At 72.4% G+C, this 18,911-nt stretch carries 22 protein-coding genes and 7 tRNA genes; 12 read left to right on the top strand and 17 right to left on the bottom strand.

The genetic code is table 11. From position 1 onward, the window contains the following. Positions 1 to 7: 7 nt before the first annotated feature. From HD597_RS20975 to thrC, 3 genes are all read right to left on the bottom strand, one after another. The gene (locus HD597_RS20975) at positions 8 to 607 is read right to left on the bottom strand and encodes a biotin transporter BioY (RefSeq protein ID WP_253744367.1); all 600 of its coding nucleotides are present in this window, start codon (positions 605 to 607) and stop codon (positions 8 to 10) included. A 24-nt stretch (positions 608 to 631) separates the two neighbouring features. Next, positions 632 to 1,294: a DNA/RNA non-specific endonuclease gene (locus HD597_RS20970; RefSeq protein ID WP_253744366.1), complete on the bottom strand. Its 663-nt coding sequence runs from the start codon at positions 1,292 to 1,294 to the stop codon at positions 632 to 634. Between the two features lie 163 nt (positions 1,295 to 1,457). Further along, entirely contained in the window at positions 1,458 to 2,522 is a 1,065-nt protein-coding gene (gene thrC, locus HD597_RS20965) for a threonine synthase (RefSeq protein WP_253744365.1), read from the bottom strand. A 64-nt stretch (positions 2,523 to 2,586) separates the two neighbouring features. Here thrC and HD597_RS20960 point away from each other — a divergent pair, with 64 nt between their 5' ends. After that, positions 2,587 to 3,405, top strand: coding sequence for a MurR/RpiR family transcriptional regulator (locus HD597_RS20960; protein WP_253744364.1), 819 nt, complete (start codon positions 2,587 to 2,589; stop codon positions 3,403 to 3,405). Here HD597_RS20960 and HD597_RS20955 read toward each other — a convergent pair. From HD597_RS20955 to HD597_RS20910, 10 genes are all read right to left on the bottom strand, one after another. After that, positions 3,386 to 4,939 carry a carboxylesterase/lipase family protein gene (locus HD597_RS20955; RefSeq protein WP_253744363.1) on the bottom strand — a complete coding sequence of 518 codons (1,554 nt, stop codon included), beginning with the start codon at positions 4,937 to 4,939 and terminating at the stop codon, positions 3,386 to 3,388. The genes HD597_RS20960 and HD597_RS20955 overlap by 20 nt on opposite strands. Before the next feature lie 85 nt (positions 4,940 to 5,024). Then, positions 5,025 to 5,552, bottom strand: coding sequence for a GNAT family N-acetyltransferase (locus HD597_RS20950; RefSeq protein ID WP_253744362.1), 528 nt, complete (start codon positions 5,550 to 5,552; stop codon positions 5,025 to 5,027). 42 nt (positions 5,553 to 5,594) lie between these two features. Continuing rightward, a complete protein-coding gene (locus HD597_RS20945) occupies positions 5,595 to 6,161 on the bottom strand; it encodes a helix-turn-helix domain-containing protein (RefSeq protein WP_253744361.1) in 567 nt (188 codons plus the stop codon). Next, entirely contained in the window at positions 6,158 to 7,534 is a 1,377-nt protein-coding gene (locus HD597_RS20940; protein ID WP_253744360.1) for a hypothetical protein, read from the bottom strand. The genes HD597_RS20945 and HD597_RS20940 overlap by 4 nt, the downstream gene beginning before the upstream one ends. 116 nt (positions 7,535 to 7,650) lie before the next feature. After that, entirely contained in the window at positions 7,651 to 8,472 is an 822-nt protein-coding gene (locus HD597_RS20935) for a hypothetical protein (protein ID WP_253744358.1), read from the bottom strand. Continuing rightward, positions 8,472 to 9,026 carry an RNA polymerase sigma factor gene (locus HD597_RS20930; RefSeq protein WP_253744357.1) on the bottom strand — a complete coding sequence of 185 codons (555 nt, stop codon included), beginning with the start codon at positions 9,024 to 9,026 and terminating at the stop codon, positions 8,472 to 8,474. Before HD597_RS20930 ends, HD597_RS20935 begins: the two co-directional genes overlap by 1 nt. 61 nt (positions 9,027 to 9,087) lie before the next feature. Beyond that, a complete protein-coding gene (locus HD597_RS20925; protein WP_253744355.1) occupies positions 9,088 to 9,381 on the bottom strand; it encodes a DUF6204 family protein in 294 nt (97 codons plus the stop codon). 2 nt (positions 9,382 to 9,383) lie between these two features. Next, on the bottom strand, positions 9,384 to 10,022 hold the full coding sequence (locus tag HD597_RS20920) for a TetR/AcrR family transcriptional regulator (RefSeq protein ID WP_253744354.1): 639 nt from the start codon (positions 10,020 to 10,022) through the stop codon (positions 9,384 to 9,386). Positions 10,023 to 10,045: 23 nt separating this feature from the next. Then, positions 10,046 to 10,828 carry a MerR family transcriptional regulator gene (locus tag HD597_RS20915; RefSeq protein ID WP_253744353.1) on the bottom strand — a complete coding sequence of 261 codons (783 nt, stop codon included), beginning with the start codon at positions 10,826 to 10,828 and terminating at the stop codon, positions 10,046 to 10,048. 33 nt (positions 10,829 to 10,861) lie between these two features. After that, positions 10,862 to 11,458: a TetR/AcrR family transcriptional regulator gene (locus HD597_RS20910; protein ID WP_253744352.1), complete on the bottom strand. Its 597-nt coding sequence runs from the start codon at positions 11,456 to 11,458 to the stop codon at positions 10,862 to 10,864. A 125-nt stretch (positions 11,459 to 11,583) separates the two neighbouring features. Here HD597_RS20910 and HD597_RS20905 point away from each other — a divergent pair, with 125 nt between their 5' ends. The 9 genes from HD597_RS20905 to HD597_RS20865 all read left to right on the top strand — a co-directional run bounded on the left by HD597_RS20905 (position 11,584) and on the right by HD597_RS20865 (position 14,415). Then, entirely contained in the window at positions 11,584 to 12,399 is an 816-nt protein-coding gene (locus tag HD597_RS20905) for an SDR family NAD(P)-dependent oxidoreductase (RefSeq protein WP_253744350.1), read from the top strand. 342 nt (positions 12,400 to 12,741) lie between these two features. Further along, positions 12,742 to 12,812, top strand: a tRNA-Ala gene (locus HD597_RS20900). A 4-nt stretch (positions 12,813 to 12,816) separates the two neighbouring features. Beyond that, positions 12,817 to 12,888, top strand: a tRNA-Gly gene (locus HD597_RS20895). A 5-nt stretch (positions 12,889 to 12,893) separates the two neighbouring features. Beyond that, positions 12,894 to 12,969, top strand: a tRNA-Leu gene (locus HD597_RS20890). 1 nt (position 12,970) lies between these two features. Further along, positions 12,971 to 13,043: transfer RNA gene (locus HD597_RS20885), tRNA-Glu, on the top strand. Between the two features lies 1 nt (position 13,044). Beyond that, positions 13,045 to 13,119: transfer RNA gene (locus tag HD597_RS20880), tRNA-Arg, on the top strand. A 6-nt stretch (positions 13,120 to 13,125) separates the two neighbouring features. After that, positions 13,126 to 13,206, top strand: a tRNA-Tyr gene (locus tag HD597_RS20875). Positions 13,207 to 13,228: 22 nt separating this feature from the next. Next, a tRNA-Cys gene (locus HD597_RS20870) sits at positions 13,229 to 13,301 on the top strand. 301 nt (positions 13,302 to 13,602) lie between these two features. Next, entirely contained in the window at positions 13,603 to 14,415 is an 813-nt protein-coding gene (locus tag HD597_RS20865) for a nitroreductase/quinone reductase family protein (protein WP_253744348.1), read from the top strand. A 118-nt stretch (positions 14,416 to 14,533) separates the two neighbouring features. Here the strand turns inward: HD597_RS20865 and HD597_RS20860 are convergent, their stop codons facing one another. After that, a complete protein-coding gene (locus HD597_RS20860; protein WP_253744347.1) occupies positions 14,534 to 15,508 on the bottom strand; it encodes a helix-turn-helix transcriptional regulator in 975 nt (324 codons plus the stop codon). 135 nt (positions 15,509 to 15,643) lie between these two features. Between HD597_RS20860 and HD597_RS20855 the strand changes: the two genes are divergently transcribed. After that, positions 15,644 to 16,039, top strand: coding sequence for a RidA family protein (locus HD597_RS20855; RefSeq protein WP_253759426.1), 396 nt, complete (start codon positions 15,644 to 15,646; stop codon positions 16,037 to 16,039). Positions 16,040 to 16,555: 516 nt separating this feature from the next. Here the strand turns inward: HD597_RS20855 and HD597_RS20850 are convergent. Beyond that, complete coding sequence (locus HD597_RS20850; protein WP_253744346.1) at positions 16,556 to 17,011, bottom strand: MarR family winged helix-turn-helix transcriptional regulator; 456 nt, start codon at positions 17,009 to 17,011, stop codon at positions 16,556 to 16,558. Positions 17,012 to 17,086: 75 nt separating this feature from the next. Between HD597_RS20850 and HD597_RS20845 the strand changes: the two genes are divergently transcribed. Continuing rightward, on the top strand, positions 17,087 to 17,632 hold the full coding sequence (locus tag HD597_RS20845; RefSeq protein WP_253744345.1) for a GNAT family N-acetyltransferase: 546 nt from the start codon (positions 17,087 to 17,089) through the stop codon (positions 17,630 to 17,632). Positions 17,633 to 17,732: 100 nt separating this feature from the next. Here HD597_RS20845 and HD597_RS20840 read toward each other — a convergent pair whose 3' ends face one another. Together HD597_RS20840 and HD597_RS20835 are read right to left on the bottom strand one after the other, a co-directional pair. Then, a complete protein-coding gene (locus tag HD597_RS20840) occupies positions 17,733 to 18,155 on the bottom strand; it encodes a hypothetical protein (RefSeq protein WP_253744344.1) in 423 nt (140 codons plus the stop codon). Positions 18,156 to 18,201: 46 nt separating this feature from the next. Next, positions 18,202 to 18,672, bottom strand: a complete 471-nt coding sequence (locus HD597_RS20835) for a cupin domain-containing protein (protein ID WP_253744343.1) — start codon at positions 18,670 to 18,672, stop codon at positions 18,202 to 18,204. Between the last annotated feature and the right edge of the window lie 239 nt (positions 18,673 to 18,911).

Below are 18,911 nucleotides of genomic sequence, written 5' to 3'. Positions count from 1 at the left end.
CGAAGGGTCAGCGCCCCCCGGCCGAGCGCACCCGCTCCTGGTGCACGGCGGGCACCGCGTCAGGGTAGGCCCGCTGCGTGCCCCTGGCCACGACCGCGGTCAGCCCGGCCTTGATCAGGTCGCCGGGCAGGAAGACGAGGCTGCTCAACGCCGCCGCGCCGAGCGACATCCCGCCCACGAGAGCCCAGACCGGAATCCCGAACAGATAGATCACGCCGACGCAACCTATCAAGCAGGCCAGGAACAACCGCAGGGTGCTCGGGCTGCGGCCCCCCCGCTCCACCAGCCATCCGGTCACCGCGGCCCCCGGCAGCCAGCCGATCAGGAACCCGGCCGACGGCCCGGTGAACACCCCGAGCCCGCCCCGCCCGCCGGCCGCCAGCGGCAGCCCGGCGGCGATCAGCACGAGCAGCACCAGGACGGCCAGCGCGGCCCGCCACGAGCCCAGGATCACCCCCGCCAGCATCACGCCCATGGTCTGCAGCGTGATGGGAACGGCGGCGCCGAAGACGTTCAGCGTGCCGGGCACGCCGAGGACGGCGATGAGCGCCGCGAACACGGCCACCCTCGCCAGGGTCTGCATCGCGAACCCGCGCTGTTTCTTCATGGAGTCGATCCCACACCACGACCGTCACGAACGGGCATGGAGGGATCCCACAACATTGCCGCGCATCATCTGCTGACGACCGATACCGTTCGCACAAAACTTCTCGAACATCCTGGTGATCTCCTCCTGGCGGGTCCGCAGCTCCCCGGTGGTGAGCTCGCGGTTGGGCAGGGTGAAGTCCAGGTCCCCTCCGGCCGACAGGGTGATCCGGATCTGGTCGGGCGCCAGGGCCGTGCGGCCGGGGTAGCGCAGGCGGACCCGGTAGTCGGTCACGGCGCGGTCGCCCTCCAGGCAGGAGCGGGCGCCGTCCTCGACGCGTTTCATCAGGCCCTGGTTGATCTGCCTGCCCCGCATGGGGACCAGGTTGTAGCGCAGGCCGACGCCGTCGAAGGAGGCGGCGATGAGGTGACCGCCGTTCCAGTCGCCGCGCCCGCCCCAGTCGCCCACCGTGCTCTGGCAGGCGGTGCGCGTGGCGGATCTGTCCACGAGCTTCCTGGCCAGGGCCTCGACGGGGCGTCCGGTGTCGTCGGTGGTGAAGGTCTGGCGGTGGGCGTGGTAGGTGTGGGCGGGCTTCAGGTGGCGCTCGCAGGGAGCGCTGTCGGGCGCGTACGCGGGGGCCGCCGCTCCGGCGGTGAGCAGCAGGGCGGCGGCGCTCGCGCGGCGCAGGGCAGGCAGAAGTGCGGGCACGGTGGCGTTCCTCTCGGGCAAGGGGAGTTCGCCGGCGCAGGCGCAGCAGGCCGATGGAGGGGCGGGGCAAATGGCCTTATCGGCCGCCTCGTCGGCTTTGTTGCGACATTCGTGCCCGTGACGGAAGTCACATAACGTTGCTTCTTGGTTACTGTTGGTTGTTTCAGGCGGCCAGGCGCAGAGCGCGGGCCACGTCGGCGGTGGCGGCCGAGGTCTCCGTCGCGGTGTAGCCGTCGCGCAGGGAGGCGTCGAGGTCCTTCAGGCCGTTGCCGCTGAGCGTGATCACGATGCGCAGCCCCGGCTCGAGCTCGCCCCTGGCGTGCAGGTCGAGCAGGCCCGCCACCCCGGCCGCCGAGGCCGGCTCGGCGAAGACGCCGTCGCGGCGGGCCACCAGCCGGTACGCCGCGAAGATCTGCTCGTCGGTCACCGCGGCGATCAGCCCGCCGGACCCGTCGCGGGCCGCCAGGGCGCCGTCCCAGGTGGCCGGGTGGCCGATGTTGATCGCGGTGGCCGCCGTGCGGGGCTCGGCGACGGGCCCGCCGCGCACGAACGGCGCCGCGCCGGCCGCCTGGAAGCCCCACAGGCGCGGCAGCCGCGACGACAGCCCGGCCTCGCGGTAGTTGCGGTAACCGCCCCAGGTGGCGGTGATGTTGCCGCCGTTGCCCACCGGCAGGCAGTGCACGTCGGGCGCGTCGCCGAGGGCGTCGGCGATCTCGTACGCCACGGTGCGCTGCCCGGCCAGGCGCAGCTCGTTGCCCACCGAGTTGACCAGCGCGATCGGGTGGTGGGCGGCCAGCTCGCGGGCCACGCGCAGGCAGTCGTCGAAGGTGCCGTCGATCTCGACGATCTCGGCGCCGTACCGTACGGCCTGGCTCAGCTTGCCCAGCGCGACCCCGCTCCTGGGCACCAGCACGGCGGCGCTCAGCCCGGCGCGGGCGGCGTAGGCGGCGGCCGAGGCGCTGGTGTTGCCGGTGGAGGCGCAGATGACGGCCTCGGCGCCGGCCTCGGCGGCCCGGCTGATCGCCACCGTCATGCCGCGGTCCTTGAACGAGCCCGTCGGGTTCGCGCCCTCGACCTTGAGCCAGACCTCGCAGCCGGTGAGCCCGGACAGGTGCTCCGAGCGCAGCAGCGGGGTGTTGCCCTCGTTGAGCGAGATGGACGGGGTGTCGGCGGTGACCGGCAGCCAGCGCCGGTAGGGGCTGTCGATCAGGCCGTGCCAGGTAGTCATGGCGGCACCGTAACACTCGTTTCGTACAAATCGCCAAATGGCGGCTGGTGTAACATTTGTCATCGTGGAGAACGATCCGATCGCGGGCCGCCTCGGCGCCGTCTATCCCGAGCTGCCGCCCGGGGAGCGCGCCGTCGTGCGCGTGCTGCTCGACGACTATCCGTTCGCGGCGCTCGGCTCGCTGCGCTCCCTGGCCGAGCGGGCGGGGGTGAGCCCGCCGACGGCCTCGCGGCTGTTCGACCGGCTGGGGTTCGAGGGGTTCGCCGCGTTCCAGGCGGCCGTGCGCGACGGGGCCCGCGACCGCTCCCAGCTCCTGGAGCACGTCGCCGGCTCCACCACCGGGCTGGGGCAGGCGGCGGAGGAGCTGCGCGCCGGGCTCGACGGCACGCTGGGCGCCGTCCCGGAGGCGCTGTGCCACCAGGTGGCAGGGCTGCTGGCCGAGGCGCGCACCGTGTGGGCGCTCGGCGGCCCGCTGAGCGAGCTGGCCGCGGAATACCTCATCCGCCAGCTCGCCAGCCTGCGGCCGGGCGCGCACCGGGTGCCCGGCCCGGTGCCCGCGCGGGCCCGTACGGTGCTGGACCTGGGGCCGTCCGACGTGGTCGTGGCCTACGACTTCCGGCGCTACTCCCCCGACACCGCCCGCTTCGTGCGCGCCGCGCACGAGCGGGGGGCGCGGCTGGTGCTCGTCACCGACGCCTGGGGGTCGCCGCTGGCCGCGCAGGCGGAGGTGCTGATCAGCCTGCCCCGCGAGGCGAGCGGGCCGATCGCGCCGCTCGCCCACGAGATCGCGGTCACCGAGCTGCTGCTCGTCGCCACGGCCGCCCGGCTCGCGCCGGCCCGCCGCCTGGCCGACCTCGACCGGCTCACCCGGTCGCTGTCCTGACGCGCGGCTCCCCCAGCGACTCCCAGAACGCGCAGTTGCTGTCCACGGCCGGGTTCACCGTGCGGATGCCGCCCGGCCCCGGCGCCAGGCTCAGCACGTCGCCCGGGGAGCGGAAGCGCGGCCAGCCCGCCGCCCTGGGGCGGCCGGTGGCGGCGAACGACGTCCAGAAGCTCACCATGGCGTCCGACAGCCGCTCCTGCTCGGCGTTCAGCTCGGCGCCCGGCACCAGGCCGGGGAACAGGTACTCCAGCTCCGAGGCGTGGTAGGCGCCCTCCTCGAACCCCGGCACGTCGATGAGCGGCGGCGCGCTCCTGTCGGCGAACTGGTAGCCGTAGACCGGCACGCCGGAGCGGGCGAACAGCCCGAGCGCGTCCAGGTGCCCGCAGGTGGACAGGGACGAGCCGGAGTCGGTCAGCAGGGTCGCGATGGCGATCCGCAGGTCGGGGTAGCCGGCGGCCGGGTAGCGGGCCAGGACCGCGGAGGCGGCCGGCCCGTACGTCTCGCGCACGAACCCCTCGTACTGCTCCACCGTGATCGGCTGCGGGAACTGCAGCGACATGAACAGCCGCATCTCGTCCAGGGTGTTGCCGTGGATGACCGGCATGCGGTTGTAGCGCCCCGAGGCGATGGCGTCGCGCGGCTGCGCGGGCAGCACGCCGTCGGCTCCGGCCACGGCGTACGGATCCTGCTCCTGGTAGGCCTCCACCAGCGTCCTGGCGGGCAGCGCGCGCAGGCAGGCGGCGTCGGCGCAGCCCACGGCCCCGGCCAGGGCCGCGCCGGCCGTCTCGGCCTGCTGCTCGGTCCTGGTGGGCCAGGCGCAGCTGTAGCTCTGCGCGATCGCGCGGTGGAACAGCCCCGCGGCGGCCGGGGCGGCCAGGTGGGCGCAGGCGTCGGCGGCGCCGGCCGACTCGCCGAACAGGGTCACGTTGCCGGGGTCGCCGCCGAAGGCCGCGATGTTGCGGCGGACCCAGCGCAGCGCCGCCTGCTGGTCGAGCAGGCCGTAGTTGCCGCTCTGGTACCGCTCGCCGGGCTCCAGCGCGGGGTGGGCCAGCCAGCCCAGCACGCCCAGCCGGTAGTTGACGGTGACGACCACGACGCCGCCGTCCACCGCCGGCTTGGCGCCGTCGTAGATCGTGCTGTTGCCGTAGAGGTTGCCGCCGCCGTGGAGCCAGACCATGACGGGCAGCCGTCCGGCGCGGCGCGGGGCGGTGACGTTGAGGTAGAGGCAGTCCTCGACGTAGGTCGCCTGGGGGCTGCCCAGGAGGCTCGCGGGTTGCGCGCACTGGCCGGCGAAGGCCGTGGCGTCGCGCACGCCCCGCCACGGCGCGGCCGGGCGGGGCGCCTTCCAGCGCAGCTCGCCGACCGGCGGCGCGGCGTACGGGATGCCCTTGAACTCCTGGCGGTCCTTCAGCACCAGGCCCTGGACCACCCCCTTGTCGGTGCGCACCTGGCCCGGAGGGCTCGCGGCGGCGGAGGCGGGGGTGGCGAGGAGGGTGGTGAGGAGCAGAATCGCTGCTGCGGGAATGAGTCGCACGGACATCACCTTCCGGCGGGAGCGCCCTGACCGTACACATGCGGGCGCCATGACCGTATACGCGAGCCCGGCGATCGCCTAGCACTCAGCCGGACGGCGTCAGGCGCTTGTAGAAGAAGCTGCAGTCGCGCAGGACGCCGTCAGGGGAGGCGGCGTAGTCGGGGACGATGCCGTAGCGGGTCCAGCCGCCGGACAGGTAGACGTGCTCGGCGGTGCTCCCGGTCTCGGTGTCGAGCAGGAGCAGGGTGGCCCCGGAGTCGAGGGCGGCCTGTTCGGCCGCGGCCAGCAGGGCGCGTGACAGGCCCTGGCCGCGGGCGTCGCGGTGGACCATGAGCTTGACGATCTCGGCGCGGTGGCGGGCGTTGGCCTTGGCGGCCGGGATGAGGCTGACGGTGCCGGCCAGGACGCCGTCGAGGCGGCAGGCCCACACGAGCTGGCTGCCGGCGGCCACCGCCGGGGCCTGCGCCCGCCACCACGCGACCGCGGCGTCATGGTCGAACGGGGTCACGAACCCCAGCGAGGCGCCGTCGTCCACGGCGTCGGCCAGCAGGTCGGCCAGCTCCTTGACGCAGTGCTCGAACTCCTCGGCGGACAGGCGGGCGATGGTGCGCATGTGATCCCTTCTCGTGGGCAGGACAGGACGGCCTCGTGAGGGTCAGGGCAGGACGACGAAGATCGCGTATCGGGACGGGCCCGGGCCGGGGCAGCGGAATCGGGAGCCGCCCCACAGGTGGAAACGCAGGCAGTCGCCCGCCTCCACGAGGTGCGTGCGGCCGTTGGCGGTGATCTCCACCGCTCCCTCCAGGGCCCAGATGTGCTGCTCCAGCCCCGGTACGGGCGGCGCGTCGTAGGAGATGTCGGCCCCCGGCCGCAGCGTCGACTCGACCACCTCGCCGCGCAGCCCCGGATGGGGCGGGGAGACCGAGCGGCGCACGAACCCCGATTCGTCGTCCCGCCACACCCGCTGCGCCGCGGCCGTCAGGACCTGTGGCGGCTCGTCCTCGACCTCGGCCAGCAGCCGGGACATCGTCCGCTCGTACACCTCGCACAGCTTGCCGAGCAGGGACGCCGTGGGGCTGATCTCGCCGCGCTCCAGCCTCGACAGCGTCGAGCGGCTGATGCCGGACCGGTGCGCCAGCTCCTCCAGCGACCAGCCCCGCTCGACGCGCAGCCCGGCCAGGCGGTCGGCGAGGCGGGCGTCCACGTCCTCCAGGTTTCTCACATTTGGGATCGTATCCCACATCTGGGATGGGCGAGGCCGGCAGCCAGGCAGGCGACCGGGATGACGGGCAGCACGTACCGGTGGTCGAAGTCCAGCACGGCGACCGGGCCGATCAGCAGGCCCATCGCCACCGCCCACGGCAGCAGCGCCACCCGGGGCCGGCGGATCGCGGCGACCGCGCCCAGCAGGAGGATCGCGCCCAGGAGCGGGCCGCGCAGGTAGGCGGCGTACTGGTAGGCGATGAGCAGGTCCGCGTACGGGGAGACCGACGACAGGCCGCGGAGGTCCGGATCGTACTCGCGCCTGACCTTGTCGATCAAAGGCTGGTCGGGCAGTTCCCAGTGCCCGCTCCGGAAGCCGAACGCCGGAGTGGTGCGGTCGGGATGCGGGATCGGGGTCCAGGAGAAGGCGATGGCGGTGTCGCGTACGACGTGGCCCAGGTAGTCCAGGGGCTGGGCGAGGATGGCGTCGATGGCGAACGAGCGGGCCAGGTCGTTGTGCGTGAAGCGGTCGCCCGGCAGCAGGTTGAGCGAGGCCCCGGGAGCCCACACGTACTCCGAGGCCGCGTCCGCCTTCGTCCCGTTGGGGCACAGGCGGGCCAGGGCGGGCGGCGGCTGGATGCGGGCGCAGTCGGCGAACGTCATGGTGCGGGCCCACAGGGCGACGCCGTCGGCGCCGCTGATGGCGAAACGGCCGTGGTGCTGGGCGTACCAGGCGGCGTAGCCGGCCAGCGGCAGCGTGCCGGCCAGGACCAGGGCGGCCAGGCGCCGCCACCCCACCCGCCGCACGATCAGCACGAGCACGACGAGCAGGAGCAGCGGCAGCGCGATCGTCCTGGTCAGCGCGGCCGCGGCGAACAGCAGGCCCGCCCCGGCCGCGGCGCGCGCGGACAGCGCCGGCGACCACATCAGCACGGCCAGCCCGGCCACCACCAGGAAGATGAACTGCGTGTCGGACAGCACGCCGTGCTCCAGCCGCAGGAAGGAGGCGTCGAGGAGCAGCGGCGCCGCCGCCGACGCCGCCACCCAGCCGGGCGCCGACCTGCGGCGCAGCACCGCGTAGAGCAGCGTCCCCGTGGCGAGGCCGATGGCGTGCTGGACGGCCGCGACCAGCTCCACACTGTGGAACGGCAGCAGCGCCCGCAGCAGCAGCGGGTAACCGATCGGATGGAAGGTGGCCGACGGGGCCGGGTGCGCGGCGGTGTCGAGGTAGGTGAAGGAGTCGTACCAGTAGAGCGTGACGGGGCGGTAGCCGAGCATCGTCACCACCCGCAGCGCGGCGGCCAGGGCGAGCAGCGCGGCGAAGACGCGGTGGTCGGCGAGTACGGCGAGGCGGCGCCGCGCGGGCGGCGCGACGCGGTGGTCGGTGAGCACGCGAAATCCGATCGTGGGGGCATGACGGGGATCCGCGCATGCCGAGGACGACGCATGGCGGTGAAGGCAGGTGGAGGTCAGGTGAAGGTCAGGTGGAGGTCAGCGGCGGGAAGGGCTCAGCAGCGGGACTCGGGCACGACGCTGCTCCTGGCGCCGGGCTCGGCGCCGACCAGCAGGAGTGCCTGGCCGTCGGCGCTCATGACGCCGTCGAGCACGTACCAGTCGCCGGGCGCCGAGGGGCCCGAGGGCCTGCCGTAGGAGATGTACGACGGCGTGACGCCCCGCTCGCGCAGCAGGGCCGAGATCTCGGCGACGGTCCTGTTGACGTAGTCCACGCAGTGCAGGGGCTCGCCGGGCATGGCGATGCCGGGCGGCATCTTGTAGCGCTCGCCGGGCAGAGCCCGCCTGCCGAGCGTGATCTCGGCCTTCTTGTCGAAGTCGACCGGCACCTTCACCCCGATGGGGCAGCCCAGGAACCGCTCGCACGGGCCCGGGGCGTCGATCGTGGTGATCGGGCCCTCGACGGGCACCGGTCTGCCCGACCTCAGCCGGTCCAGGTCGTTGATCACGAACATCTGGCCCGTCAGGCTCGCGGAGGTCGGCACCAGGTCCAGCGTGATGTCCAGGCCCCTGGCCCGCAGCTCGCGCTGGTACACCTCGGGCTCGGCCATCAGGTCCTTGACCGTGATCACGTAGTGGTCGTCCACCACCTCGATGTCCAGCGCGGCGGAGGCGGGCGCCTGGGCGACGCCGAAGGACAGCAGGGCCGCCAGCGTGGCCAGCACCGGCACGGCCGCCCACCTGCGCGGCCACCTGCGTACGCGGGACTCGGCGACGGGCATGGAGGTGATCTCCTCCAGCAGCTCCCTGGCGATCGGCGTCGTGCCGGGGCCCGGGTCGGGTGCGATGCCGGCCACCAGGCGGTCGATCTCGTGCATCACATGGCCCCCTTCGTCATGGCGACGGCGCGCAGGCCGATGCGGGCCAGGTCGATGCCGGCCGCGTCCAGGCGCGCGGCCAGCCGTTTACGGGCCCGGTGCAGCCGCAGCCGGGCGTTGGCCCGCGAGCAGCCCAGGACGGTCGCGATCTCGTCGGAGCCCAGCCCCTCCCACCCGGCCAGCGCGAGGATCTCCCGGTCGTCGGCGCTCAGCCGCGCGAACGCCTCCCGCACGCCCGCCAGGTTCTCGGCGGACTCCACCCGCTCCGCCCACACGGCGAGCTCGCGGCCGAGCCGCTCCACCAGCTCGCCGCGGCGCGACTCGGCCCGGCGGCCGTTGGCCAGCACCCGGCGGGCCACGCCGAACAGCCACAGGCGCGCGTCCGGCCCCTGGGGGATGTCGTCCAGGCGGCGCCAGGCCGTGGCGAACGTCTCGGCGAGGGCGTCGGCCGCGTCCTCGTGGGAGTCGGCACGCCGCCGGATGTAGGCGAGGATGTCGGCGTAGTGGGCAACGTAGATCACCTCGAAGCGCTGCTTGCGGTCATGGCGGGTCACGCTGCCTTCTCTCATCCGATAGGTCCGACACCCCGTACCTGTCCGGACCCACCGGATAGTTTCACCCCGATTTCCGGCGAATTCTGATGTCCCGCATGTCGGTCACCGCGATCTTCAGGATCTCGTGCGGTAGCCCGTACGCCTCCAGCGCCGCCATCGCGCCCAGCGCCCCGTCGTCCTCGCCGTCGTCCGGACCCTCGGCGGGCACCTGGCAGCGGAACGTGAACACCGACACGCTCGCGTCGTGCGTGAACGTGCCGGCCTCGGTGTACCCGGCGCCCGAGGCCGCCAGCACGGCGGCCCTGCCCGCGTCGTCGAGCCCCTTGAACTTGCCCCTGATCGTCACCCTGAACACGGTCACTCCCCTCGTACGGCGTAGGCCAGGACCCGCTCGCCCAGCACGCTCTCGGCCGCGTCCAGCAGCTCCAGCACGGCCCGCGCGATCGTGTCGGGCCGCTCCCCCGCCGCCGTGCGCCGGCCGATCTCGGACAGCACCAGCGCGTGCAGGCAGCCGAGGTGCCAGGCGACGACGCGCGGCAGCGGATCGTCCCTCGCGGCCCCGCTCTCCTCGGCCAGCAGCTCGGCCAGCGCGTCGGTCATCTGCTGCCCGAGCGCCTCCAGCCGGGCGGTGAGTGTGGGCGCGGCCCTCATCATCTCCAGCACCCGCCCGAACCCGGCCGTCAGGCCCACCTGGCGCTCGCGCCCGCGCACCTCCTGCCGCAGCCGGGCCAGCACCGCGACCGCCGCCGACTCGCCGGGGGCGCGCTCGCGCACGATGCCGGCCAGCCGCTGCGGCGAGGCCTCCTCCGGCGGCAGGACCAGGTCCTCCTTGGCCGGGAAGTAGTTGTAGACGGTGTTCACCGACACCTCGGCGGCGGCGGCGACCTCGGCGATGGTGACGTCGTCGAAGCCGCGCTCGACGAACAGGCCGATGGCCACCTCGGAGATGCGCTGCCTGGTCTGCCGCTTCTTGCGCTCGCGCAGTCCTTCGGTCATAAAACTGAAGCGTACTGCAAATTTTAAGTCGATTGCATTTTTGGGTCGTTCAGCCGGGCGGCGATGAGACGGGTCGCGTGCCGGACGACCTCCGCCTGTGCGGGGGCCAGCCCTTCGAGGAACGGCTCGAGCTGCTGAGGGTCCCAGCCGGGGCCCGGCCGCAGATCGTGCAGCACGTGTTCGACGCTGTAGTCGGCCAGGCTCTCGGCCAGCGGCGCCACCCGGGGGTCGCCGGGCTCGGCGTCGGCGAGCTCGTCCAGCCTGCGGTAGAACTCCTGCCCGTGCTCGGCCGCGGCCGGGTCGGCGGCCAGCGCGTCGAGCATGGTCAGCGTCCGCTCCCGGTCAGGTGCCGCCGACATGCTGTCCACCAGCACGAGCAGGTCGCGGTCCCACGCCGCGCTCGTCGAGGCGGGCACGTCCACCACGCGCAGGAAGGCCACCAGGTCCGGCGAGGCGGTGTCGTCGGGGCCGAGCGTGCCGTCCTCGGCGCGCGCCAGCACCTCCGCCAGGCGGGCCCGCCGCAGGTGGATCTCCCGCTCCTGCGCCGCGAGGTCGGCGTCGATCTCGGCGAGGATCTCGGGCAGCTCCCTGGAACGGTCCTCCGCGATGACGTCGCGCGCCTCGTCCAGGCTCAGGCCCAGCTCGACCAGGCGGCGGACGCGGGCCAGCGCGACGGCGTCGCGCATGCCGTACTCGCGGTAGCCGTTGGCCAGGCGCGGCGGCTCCGGCAGCACGCCCTGATGGTGGTAGTAGCGCACCGTCCGGGTGGACACCCCGAGCAGCGCGGCCAGCTCTCCGATCCGCATGCTCCCAGTTAAGACGTTGACGTGGCGTCAACGTCAAGCCGGGCGCACGGCCTTGAGGAAGAGATCGACGAGAGCGTCGGCGTACTCGGGGGTCAGCGGGCCCGAGCGGTGCAGCCAGCGCTGGAACAGGGGCGCGTACAGCAGCTCCAGGGCCAGGTCGAGGTCGGTGCCGGCGGCGATCTGGCCGGCCCGCTGCGCGCTGCGCAGCCGCGCCTTCTTGGCCTCGTCCAACGGCGCGGCCAGTCGCTCGCGGTACTGCGCCGCGAGGTCGGGGTCGCTGATGATCTCCGTGTTGAGCGCTCTGATGGGCCCCTCGAACGCCGGATCGGCGAACTCCGCCACCGTGGCCCGCATCACGAGCTTCAGATCGGCCTCGATGTCGCCGGTGTCGGGCAGCGCCATGCCGCCGCCCTCGTCCACCTCGCTGAGGGCGAGGAACGCGTCGAAGACGACCGCGCCCCTGGACCGCCACCAGCGGTAGATCGTCTGCTTGCCCACGCCGGCCCGGGCCGCGATGGCCTCGATGGAGACCTTGGCGTAACCCACCTCGGAGACCAACTCGCGGGCGGCGGCGAGGATGGCCTGGCGGGAGCGCTCGCTGCGGCGGGAGGGGTCGGGGTGCTTCGGCATGCGAGCAGCATACACCCAACGAGACGAGACGTTGCGTCTTGACAGGCTCGGCCGGACGCCTCACAGTAGAGGCATTCAGCGAGACGGTTCGTCTCGTCTCGCAACTGCAGTCTGAGGAGACAATCTTGACCCGAGTATGGTTCGTCACCGGTGCGTCGCGGGGCCTCGGACGGGCGTTCACGGAGGCGGCGCTGGCCGCCGGTGAGCGGGTCGTCGCGGCGGCGCGGAACGTGGAGCCGCTGGCGGAGCTGGGCCGGAAATATCCCGACACTCTCGTACGGCTGCCGCTCGACGTGTCCGACCGCGCGGCCGTGTTCGACGGCGTGGAGCGGGCCGTGGCCGCCTGGGGCCGGCTCGACATCGTGCTCAACAACGCCGGCGCCCTGCTCTACGGCATGGTGGAGGAGGCCACGGAGGAGCAGCTCAGAGCCCATTTCGACGTCAACTTCTTCGGCGCCGTCTGGGTCGCCCAGGCCGTCGTGCCGCACCTGCGCGCCCAGGGCTCGGGCCACATCCTCCAGGTCACCTCGATGGGCGCGGGCGGCGGCTTCGCCTCGACCGGCATGTACGCGGCGGGCAAGGCGGCGCTCGACTCCGTGAGCGAGGCCCTGGCCATGGAGGTCGAGCCGTTCGGCGTCAAGGTCACCATCCTCCAGATGGGCGGCTACGACACCGGCCTGTTCACCGTGGGCACCACCGCGACCGAGCCCGACCCCGCCTACGCGGAACTGCGCGCCAAGCTGAGCGAGATGTGGGGCGACGACGCCGGCCCCGACCCGAGCACCGCCGCGTCCACCATCATGGAGCTGGTCGACCTGCCGGAGCCGCCGGTGCGGCTGATCGTCGGCAGCGCCTCCTACGACATGGTGCTGCAAATGGAGTCGGCCCGCGCCGAGCAATACCGCGCCTGGGAACGACTCAGCCGGCTGGCGCCGGGGTGAAACCATTCCGCGCCCCCGCGCGTCCGAATAAATAAGTGGCACGGCCGCCGGGCCGGCCATTAATGTCAACGACAACGGAACACGGGGCGGCGCCGAGCCGCCCCTCCGCCGGACAGTCAGGGAAAGGCCAGTCATGTTTCTCGCAGCCACCGCACTCGGGCAGGAACGGTGTCGCTATCGCCGACCTGCGGCGCTCGGCTGCGCCCTGCTCGGGACGGCTTCTGGATAAACCTCGAAGAGGAGTATTCCGGAGGCCGCCAGGTGACCACCAGGCGGCCTTTTCTCTTTCCCCTGCCCGGAATCCGGGCCGCGCATTTTGACAACTCCACAGCGGAGCACCGAGGGCTGATGGTGAAAAGGCATCACACCTGCCTTGCAAGCAGGAGTTCGGGTTTCGAGATCCCGTCGGTCCACATTGCCGCAGAGGCCGAACTGGTAAGGCAGCTGGCTTCCACCCAGCAGGACGGGGTTCGAGTCCCCGCTGCGGCTCCCACGCGTCCGTAGCCCAATGGGAGAGGCACCGGCCTAAGGAGCCGGACGGTGCGGGTTCGAATCCCGCCGGACGTACCAGGCCCCGTTCGTCCAGTGGTCAGGACACCCGGCTTTCACCCGGGAGATCGCCGGTTCGAATCCGGTACGGGGTACGGCTCCATAGCTCAATGGACAGAGCGCCGGCCTACGAAGCCGGGTCTGCTGCAGGTTCGAATCCTGCTGGGGCCACTTCATGCGCGAGCTGGGCACGTGGCGAGCCCACCCGGCTGTAGACCGGGCGCTTCGGCTGTGGCGGTCCGACTCCGTCCTCGCGCACTTCCTCTGCCTGTTCCGTCGTGGCGCAGTTCGCCGGTGCGGAGGCCGGTCTGCAAAACCGGCCCGTGCGAGTTCGACTCTCGCCTGCGTCTCCAAGGGTGCTTCCGCTGCGGAGATCCGTCCCCGCTTGACAGTTCTGCCGGGATGTGTGCGTAATAACCGTCGCGTCGCGTGTCGCCGGCCGGGAGGACGGTCGAGGCATGGAGGCGCCGAATCAAAGGGGATGACGCCGTGACCACTCACACTGTCGGTCGTGCCTGAGCGCACTGCGCCCGCGCGTCATCCCATGCCCTTGCTCCCGGCGGTGCTGTAGCAGCCCGTCGCGCGCCGGCATGCCCGCGCGGGTTTCCGTCCTTTCGACATTTCACCCGCCAGTGAGCCAGAAAAGGCATGCCCATGGATTTCAACCAGCAGATCATCGACGAATTCCGCGCGAACAAGGGCCAGGTCGGCGGCCCCTTCGAAGGAGCCAGGCTGCTCCTGCTGACCACCACCGGCGCCCGATCGGGAGCCCCGCACACCACGCCGCTCGGCTACCTGCCCGACGGCGAACGCCTCCTCGTCATCGCCTCGGCCGGTGGCTCGCCCAGGCACCCGGCCTGGTACCACAACCTGCGGGCCGATCCGCAGGTCACGGTGGAGACGGGCCTGTTCACGTACACGGCCAAGGCGGTGGTGCTCGACGGCGAGGAGCGTGAGCGCATGTTCGCCCGCGCCGTCGAGGCGGACCCGGGCTGGGGCGCGTACGAGGACAGGTCCGGGCGGACGCTGCCCGTGGTGGCGCTGCTGCCCACCGACTTCGGGCCGCCCGCAGGGCGCATGGGCGACGCGCTGATCTCCATGCACGACACCTTCCGCCGCGAGCTCGCCCTGATCCGCCGCGAGGTGGCCGCCTCGGGGCCGCGTCTGGCCGCCCAGCTCCGGGTCAACTGCCTGACCATGTGCCAGGGGCTGCACGTGCACCACTCGCGCGAGGACGAGTACATGTTCCCCGCGCTGGAGCATCGGTATCCGGAGCTGGCCCCGGTGATGGCGCGGCTGCGGGACGAGCACGCGGTCGTCGCGCGCCTGCTCGGGGAGCTGCAGGAGTTGCTGCGCGCCGAGGACGTCGCACCGGCCGAGCTGCTCTCGGAGGTGGAGCGGCTCACCGGGGAGCTCGAAACCCATCTGGACTACGAGGAGGAGCAGCTCGTACCGCTGCTGAACTGATTATCCTCGGTGTCGTTGTGACCCCAGGGACAGGCGGGAACGTATCCTGGCATCGCGTCCGGGCCCGGCGCCACAGAACAGGGTGAATTCCGTCGTGTAGCAGCGCCGCTCCCGCATGTCAGGACGGCCCTGCGTAGCGGGTGGCGATCGCGGTGGCGCGCTCGCGCAGGGAGTCGCGCAACCACTGCGGGGCCAGCGCCTCCGCGTTCGTGCTGAGCTGCCACAGCGCCCACTCGGCGTGCCGCGCGTCCTGGAAGGTCACCTCCAGCCGCAGCCAGCCGTCCGGGCCGGTCTCCTCGGCGAGGACGGCCAGCGCGGTGCCCACCAGGTCCTCCCGCCGCACCGGGTTAAGCCGGACCAGCGCGGCTACCTGGTCGCCGCCGGTGCGGAACCGCGTGCTGCGTTCCTGCCAGGCCCGGTCCAGATCGACCCGGTCCGGTCGCTGCGCGGGCTCGGCGAGCTCCTCGGCGGCCAGGACCCGGGACAGCCGGTAGGTGCGGTCCGCGCCGGATCTCGTGGCCAGCAGGTAGCCCCGGTCGCGTACGGTGACCAGGCCGATCGGGTCCACCGTGCGCCACCGCGGGTCCTGGCCCGCGGCCGCGTAGTGGATGCGCAGCCTGCGCCCGGCGAACACCGCGCGCAGGACCGTGGCCACGACGGTGTCCGGCACCTCCTCGTCGGCCAGCCGGCGGCTGAGCAGGTCGGTCTCCGGGTCGATGAGCAGGCGCTCGGCCGCGCCTGCCGCGGTGTGCCGATAGCTCTCGGGCAGCGCGTCGACCACCTTCAGCATCGCCGAGGCGAGCGCCGAGCCGAGCCCGAACGCCTGCGCGCCGCGCCGCGACCCGGCGACCAGCAGGGCTAGGGCCTCGTCGTGGTTCAGCCCGGTGAGCTCGGTACGGAAACCGGGCAGCAACGCGAACCCGCCGTGCCGGCCGCGTTCGGCGTAGACCGGGACGCCGGCCGCCGACAGCGCCTCGATGTCGCGCAGCACGGTGCGGGTGGACACCTCCAGCTCGCGGGCCAGCGCGGTCGCCGACAGCCGGCCGTGCTGCCGCAGCAGCAACACCAGGGACACCAGCCGGTCGGCACGCACCCGAAGGACATTACCGAAATACACGACACAGGATGTCGTGATTCGCTGGGAGGCTCTTCGACGTCACGAAAGACGGCGGCCACGGGGTTGCAGGACCCGCGTGACGTCGAGGAATCGAACGGAGCTGATGTGGCGATGGAGCGAACGGCGGTCAACCCGTGGGCGTGGTCGGTGGAGCTCGGGTACAACCAGGGTGAGATCGTCTCCGGGCACACCCGGACGCTTTACTGCTCGGGGCAGACCGCGATGAGCGGCGACGGCAAGCCCCAGCACGACGGTGACATGGCGGCGCAGCTGGCGCTGAGCCTCGACAACCTGGAGGCCGTGCTCGGCGAGGGCGGCATGTCGCTGGCGAACCTCGTCCGGCTGAACGTGTACACCACCGACGTGGATCGGCTCTTCGAGCACTACGGCGTGCTGGCGTCGCGGCTGGGAGCCGCCGGGGTTGCGCCGTCCACCACGATGCTCGGGGTGACGCGGCTGGCGATCCCCGGCCTGATGGTGGAGCTGGAGGGGACCGCCGTCGCCTGACGCGGCCGGCCCGCCCGGCACCAGGCGCTCTGGTGCCGGGCGGGGAACTGGAGGTGGGTGCCACCGTTACGGCCCCGGGCTTCCGGCATGTCGTGATCTCGTGCTCCGGCGAGCGGGCCCGCCGGCCCGGATCGGCTTCGAGCTCGACCGGCGTGCCGAGGGAGGCCCGTGCCGCGCCCCCCCACCGGCGGCGCGGACGCGGGCGGTCAGGTCGCCGGAGCGGAACATCCGACAGACATGGCTGTCGTGCCCCGCCGTGGGCCACAGGGTCTCCGGCACGCAGCACCAGGTGGAACTCCGTGTCGGCGTACCGGCTGGTGTCGCAGACGTCCCTGCCCTCCCTGCCCTCCCGGCGCTCCACCACGACCTCCGCCTCGCCGCCCCGCAGATGCTCCTCGTCCAGCGCCGGCCGGACCGGGGACAGGCCGGTGACCACGACGGGTCCGGGCACCAGGCGGTCTCGCACGGCGGTCGCGCCCAGGGCGGCCGGCTCGAAGGTGAAGCGCCCGAAACTCCTCATCCGGCTTCCGGAACGGGCCCCCGCAGACGCTCCGCATGATCCTGCTGGTTCTTCAGCGCCAGCGACAGGAACCTCTCGATCACGGACAGCTCGGCCAGGCTGAACTTCCCCAGCTCGACCTGCGCATCCGTCAGCACGGGCCCCCAGATCTCCGCACTCATCCGCTCCGCGTGCTCGGTCAGGTGGACGAGGACCCGACGCCGGTCGGCGGTATCGCGGCGCCGCTCGGCCAGCCCCGCCCGCTCGAGCCGGTCGATCACGGTGGTCATGGCGCCCCCGGTGAGCCCGGCGGCGGTCGCCAGCTCGCTGGCCGTCAGCGGCCCACGCGTGCTCAACCGGCTCAGACAGCGCAGGTCGGTGCGGTTGATGGCGAGGCGGCGCGCGGCCCGCTCGTCCAGCACGTCGGTGGCGTCCTGCAGATCCTGCACAGCCTTGGTGACGGAATCGATCACGCTCTGCTTTGACAATCTAATCCTTAGAAAACTAAAGTTTCTTCCGCCAGCATCCTACTCCCCGGGGAGACGAGCATGTCGGACGACCAGCACCTCATTCTCCGCCCAGCCACGACGCACGACATCCCTGCCCTGCTCGCACTCATGGACTCGGTCCTGACCTGGCTCGTCGCGCGCGGCCACACGGAGCAGTGGGGCACGGTGCCGTTCTCACGCATCCCCGGCTTCCCCGAGCTTTTCACGGGCTGGACGTCCCAGGGCGCCATCACCACGGCCGAGCGCGGCGACACCTGCGTGGGCCTCCTGGCCCTGGCCCCCGCACCCCCGCCGCGCATCCCACCGGGTCTGATCCCCGACGGCGCCCTGTTCATCCACACCATCATGTCCACCCGGAGCCCGGCCGGGCAGGGAGTAGGCCACGCCCTCCTGGAGGAGGCCGCCCGCCAGGCCAGGTCGCACGGCTCACCGGCCCTCGGCCTGGACCACTGGGCGGGCAGCGCCGAGCTTGACCAGATCTACGACAAGCACGGCTTCGCCAGGACCGGCGACTACGAGGACGGCAAGGACGGCCTGACCACCACCCTCAACACCGTACGAGTCCGCCACCTCTTACCCCGCTGATCCGACCGCGGAGTCCGCTGCCCATAAACCCAGGGAGCGCCCCTCGGTGCCGGCCACCCCGGCACCCTGGCCTCCCGTAACAACTTCGCCGCCGCCTACCTCACGGCCGCGGATGTCCGGGCCCCTGGTGGCGGTGGACCCAGCGTTTGAGCTCCTTGGCGCAGCGGGCGGCCTCCCGGGAGACGAAGGCGAGCTCCGATCCCAGCGTGCTGAACGCCACGATGGGCGTCTTCCGCCGCCGGCCTTTCCGATCACGCCACCGGATGGACAGCAGGAGGACCTCCGGAAAGTCGATCACATCCTTGATCGGGATGGTGCGGCTGCGAAGGTATCCGCGCACGGTGACCGTCGCCGGCCGGCACACCACGCCGAGCCTGAACCCGCGAACGACCAGCGTCAGACTCACGAGGCCGAATGGCACGGCGAGGGCGGGAGCGTAGTCGGTGTCCACCCATTGCAGCAGTACCGCGAAGGGGATGTACGGGATGGCCAGCCCCCCGAACGCGTTCGCGAGGCGAGTCACGCACCCGCTGGCGCCAAAGGACGCTGAACAGGGTCGAAGACACCTTCTAAGGCGTGGTGCGCCTTTCCAGACGGCTGCCACGAGGCAGGGTGACGGCCATGATGTTGCTCGGGATGTCCAGCTCGATGCGGTGCCACCGTCCGCGCGGCACGATGGCGGCGGTCCCGGCCGTCAGCCTGATCTCTTCTTCCTGCTGTCCCGGCCGCTCGGGGCGGAGGTAGAGGCGGATCTTCCCGATGAGGCAGGAGATGATCTCCTCCGCTTGCGGGTGGATCTCCCAGTGGTCGGCGTGGACGTCGGCGTCGGTCTTGGCGTGGAGGGCCGTCAGTTGCCAGCCGTCCTGGTCGCAGTCCGCCGGGTGGTTCTCGGCGTGGATGCCGCCGCCTTGGCGGAGGTGGAGGGGAGAGGCGAAGAGATCGATCGGAGTGACGGTCACGCCGGGGGGTCCTTCCTTGGGGGTCGGCTCCGCCGGGGCGCCTGGCCGCCCGCCGGGCTGGGGGAGGTCGGTGGCGGTCATCGCGCCCAGGGCGGCACAGGGCTCGGGTGTCCGGGATGCGCGCCTCAAGCTGGGATGCATGCCGGTCATCCTCCCGGCCGTGACGAGCCGGATCATCCGCCAGGCGTCGGGGATCCCGCCGCCGTGGCGCGCCGATCGTCGCGTGGCCGGGGTCCTGCGCGTCCCACCAGGACCGTCGGAGGAACGGTGGGGCGGAAAGGCGCACGACCGAAGCCGTGATCCTGGGCATGCGCTTCCCG

Origin of the sequence: Nonomuraea thailandensis (assembly GCF_024172165.1) — a bacterium.
Classification (GTDB): Bacteria; Actinomycetota; Actinomycetes; order Streptosporangiales; family Streptosporangiaceae; genus Nonomuraea; species Nonomuraea thailandensis.
This window is presented reverse-complemented; position numbering and strand designations above follow the sequence as displayed.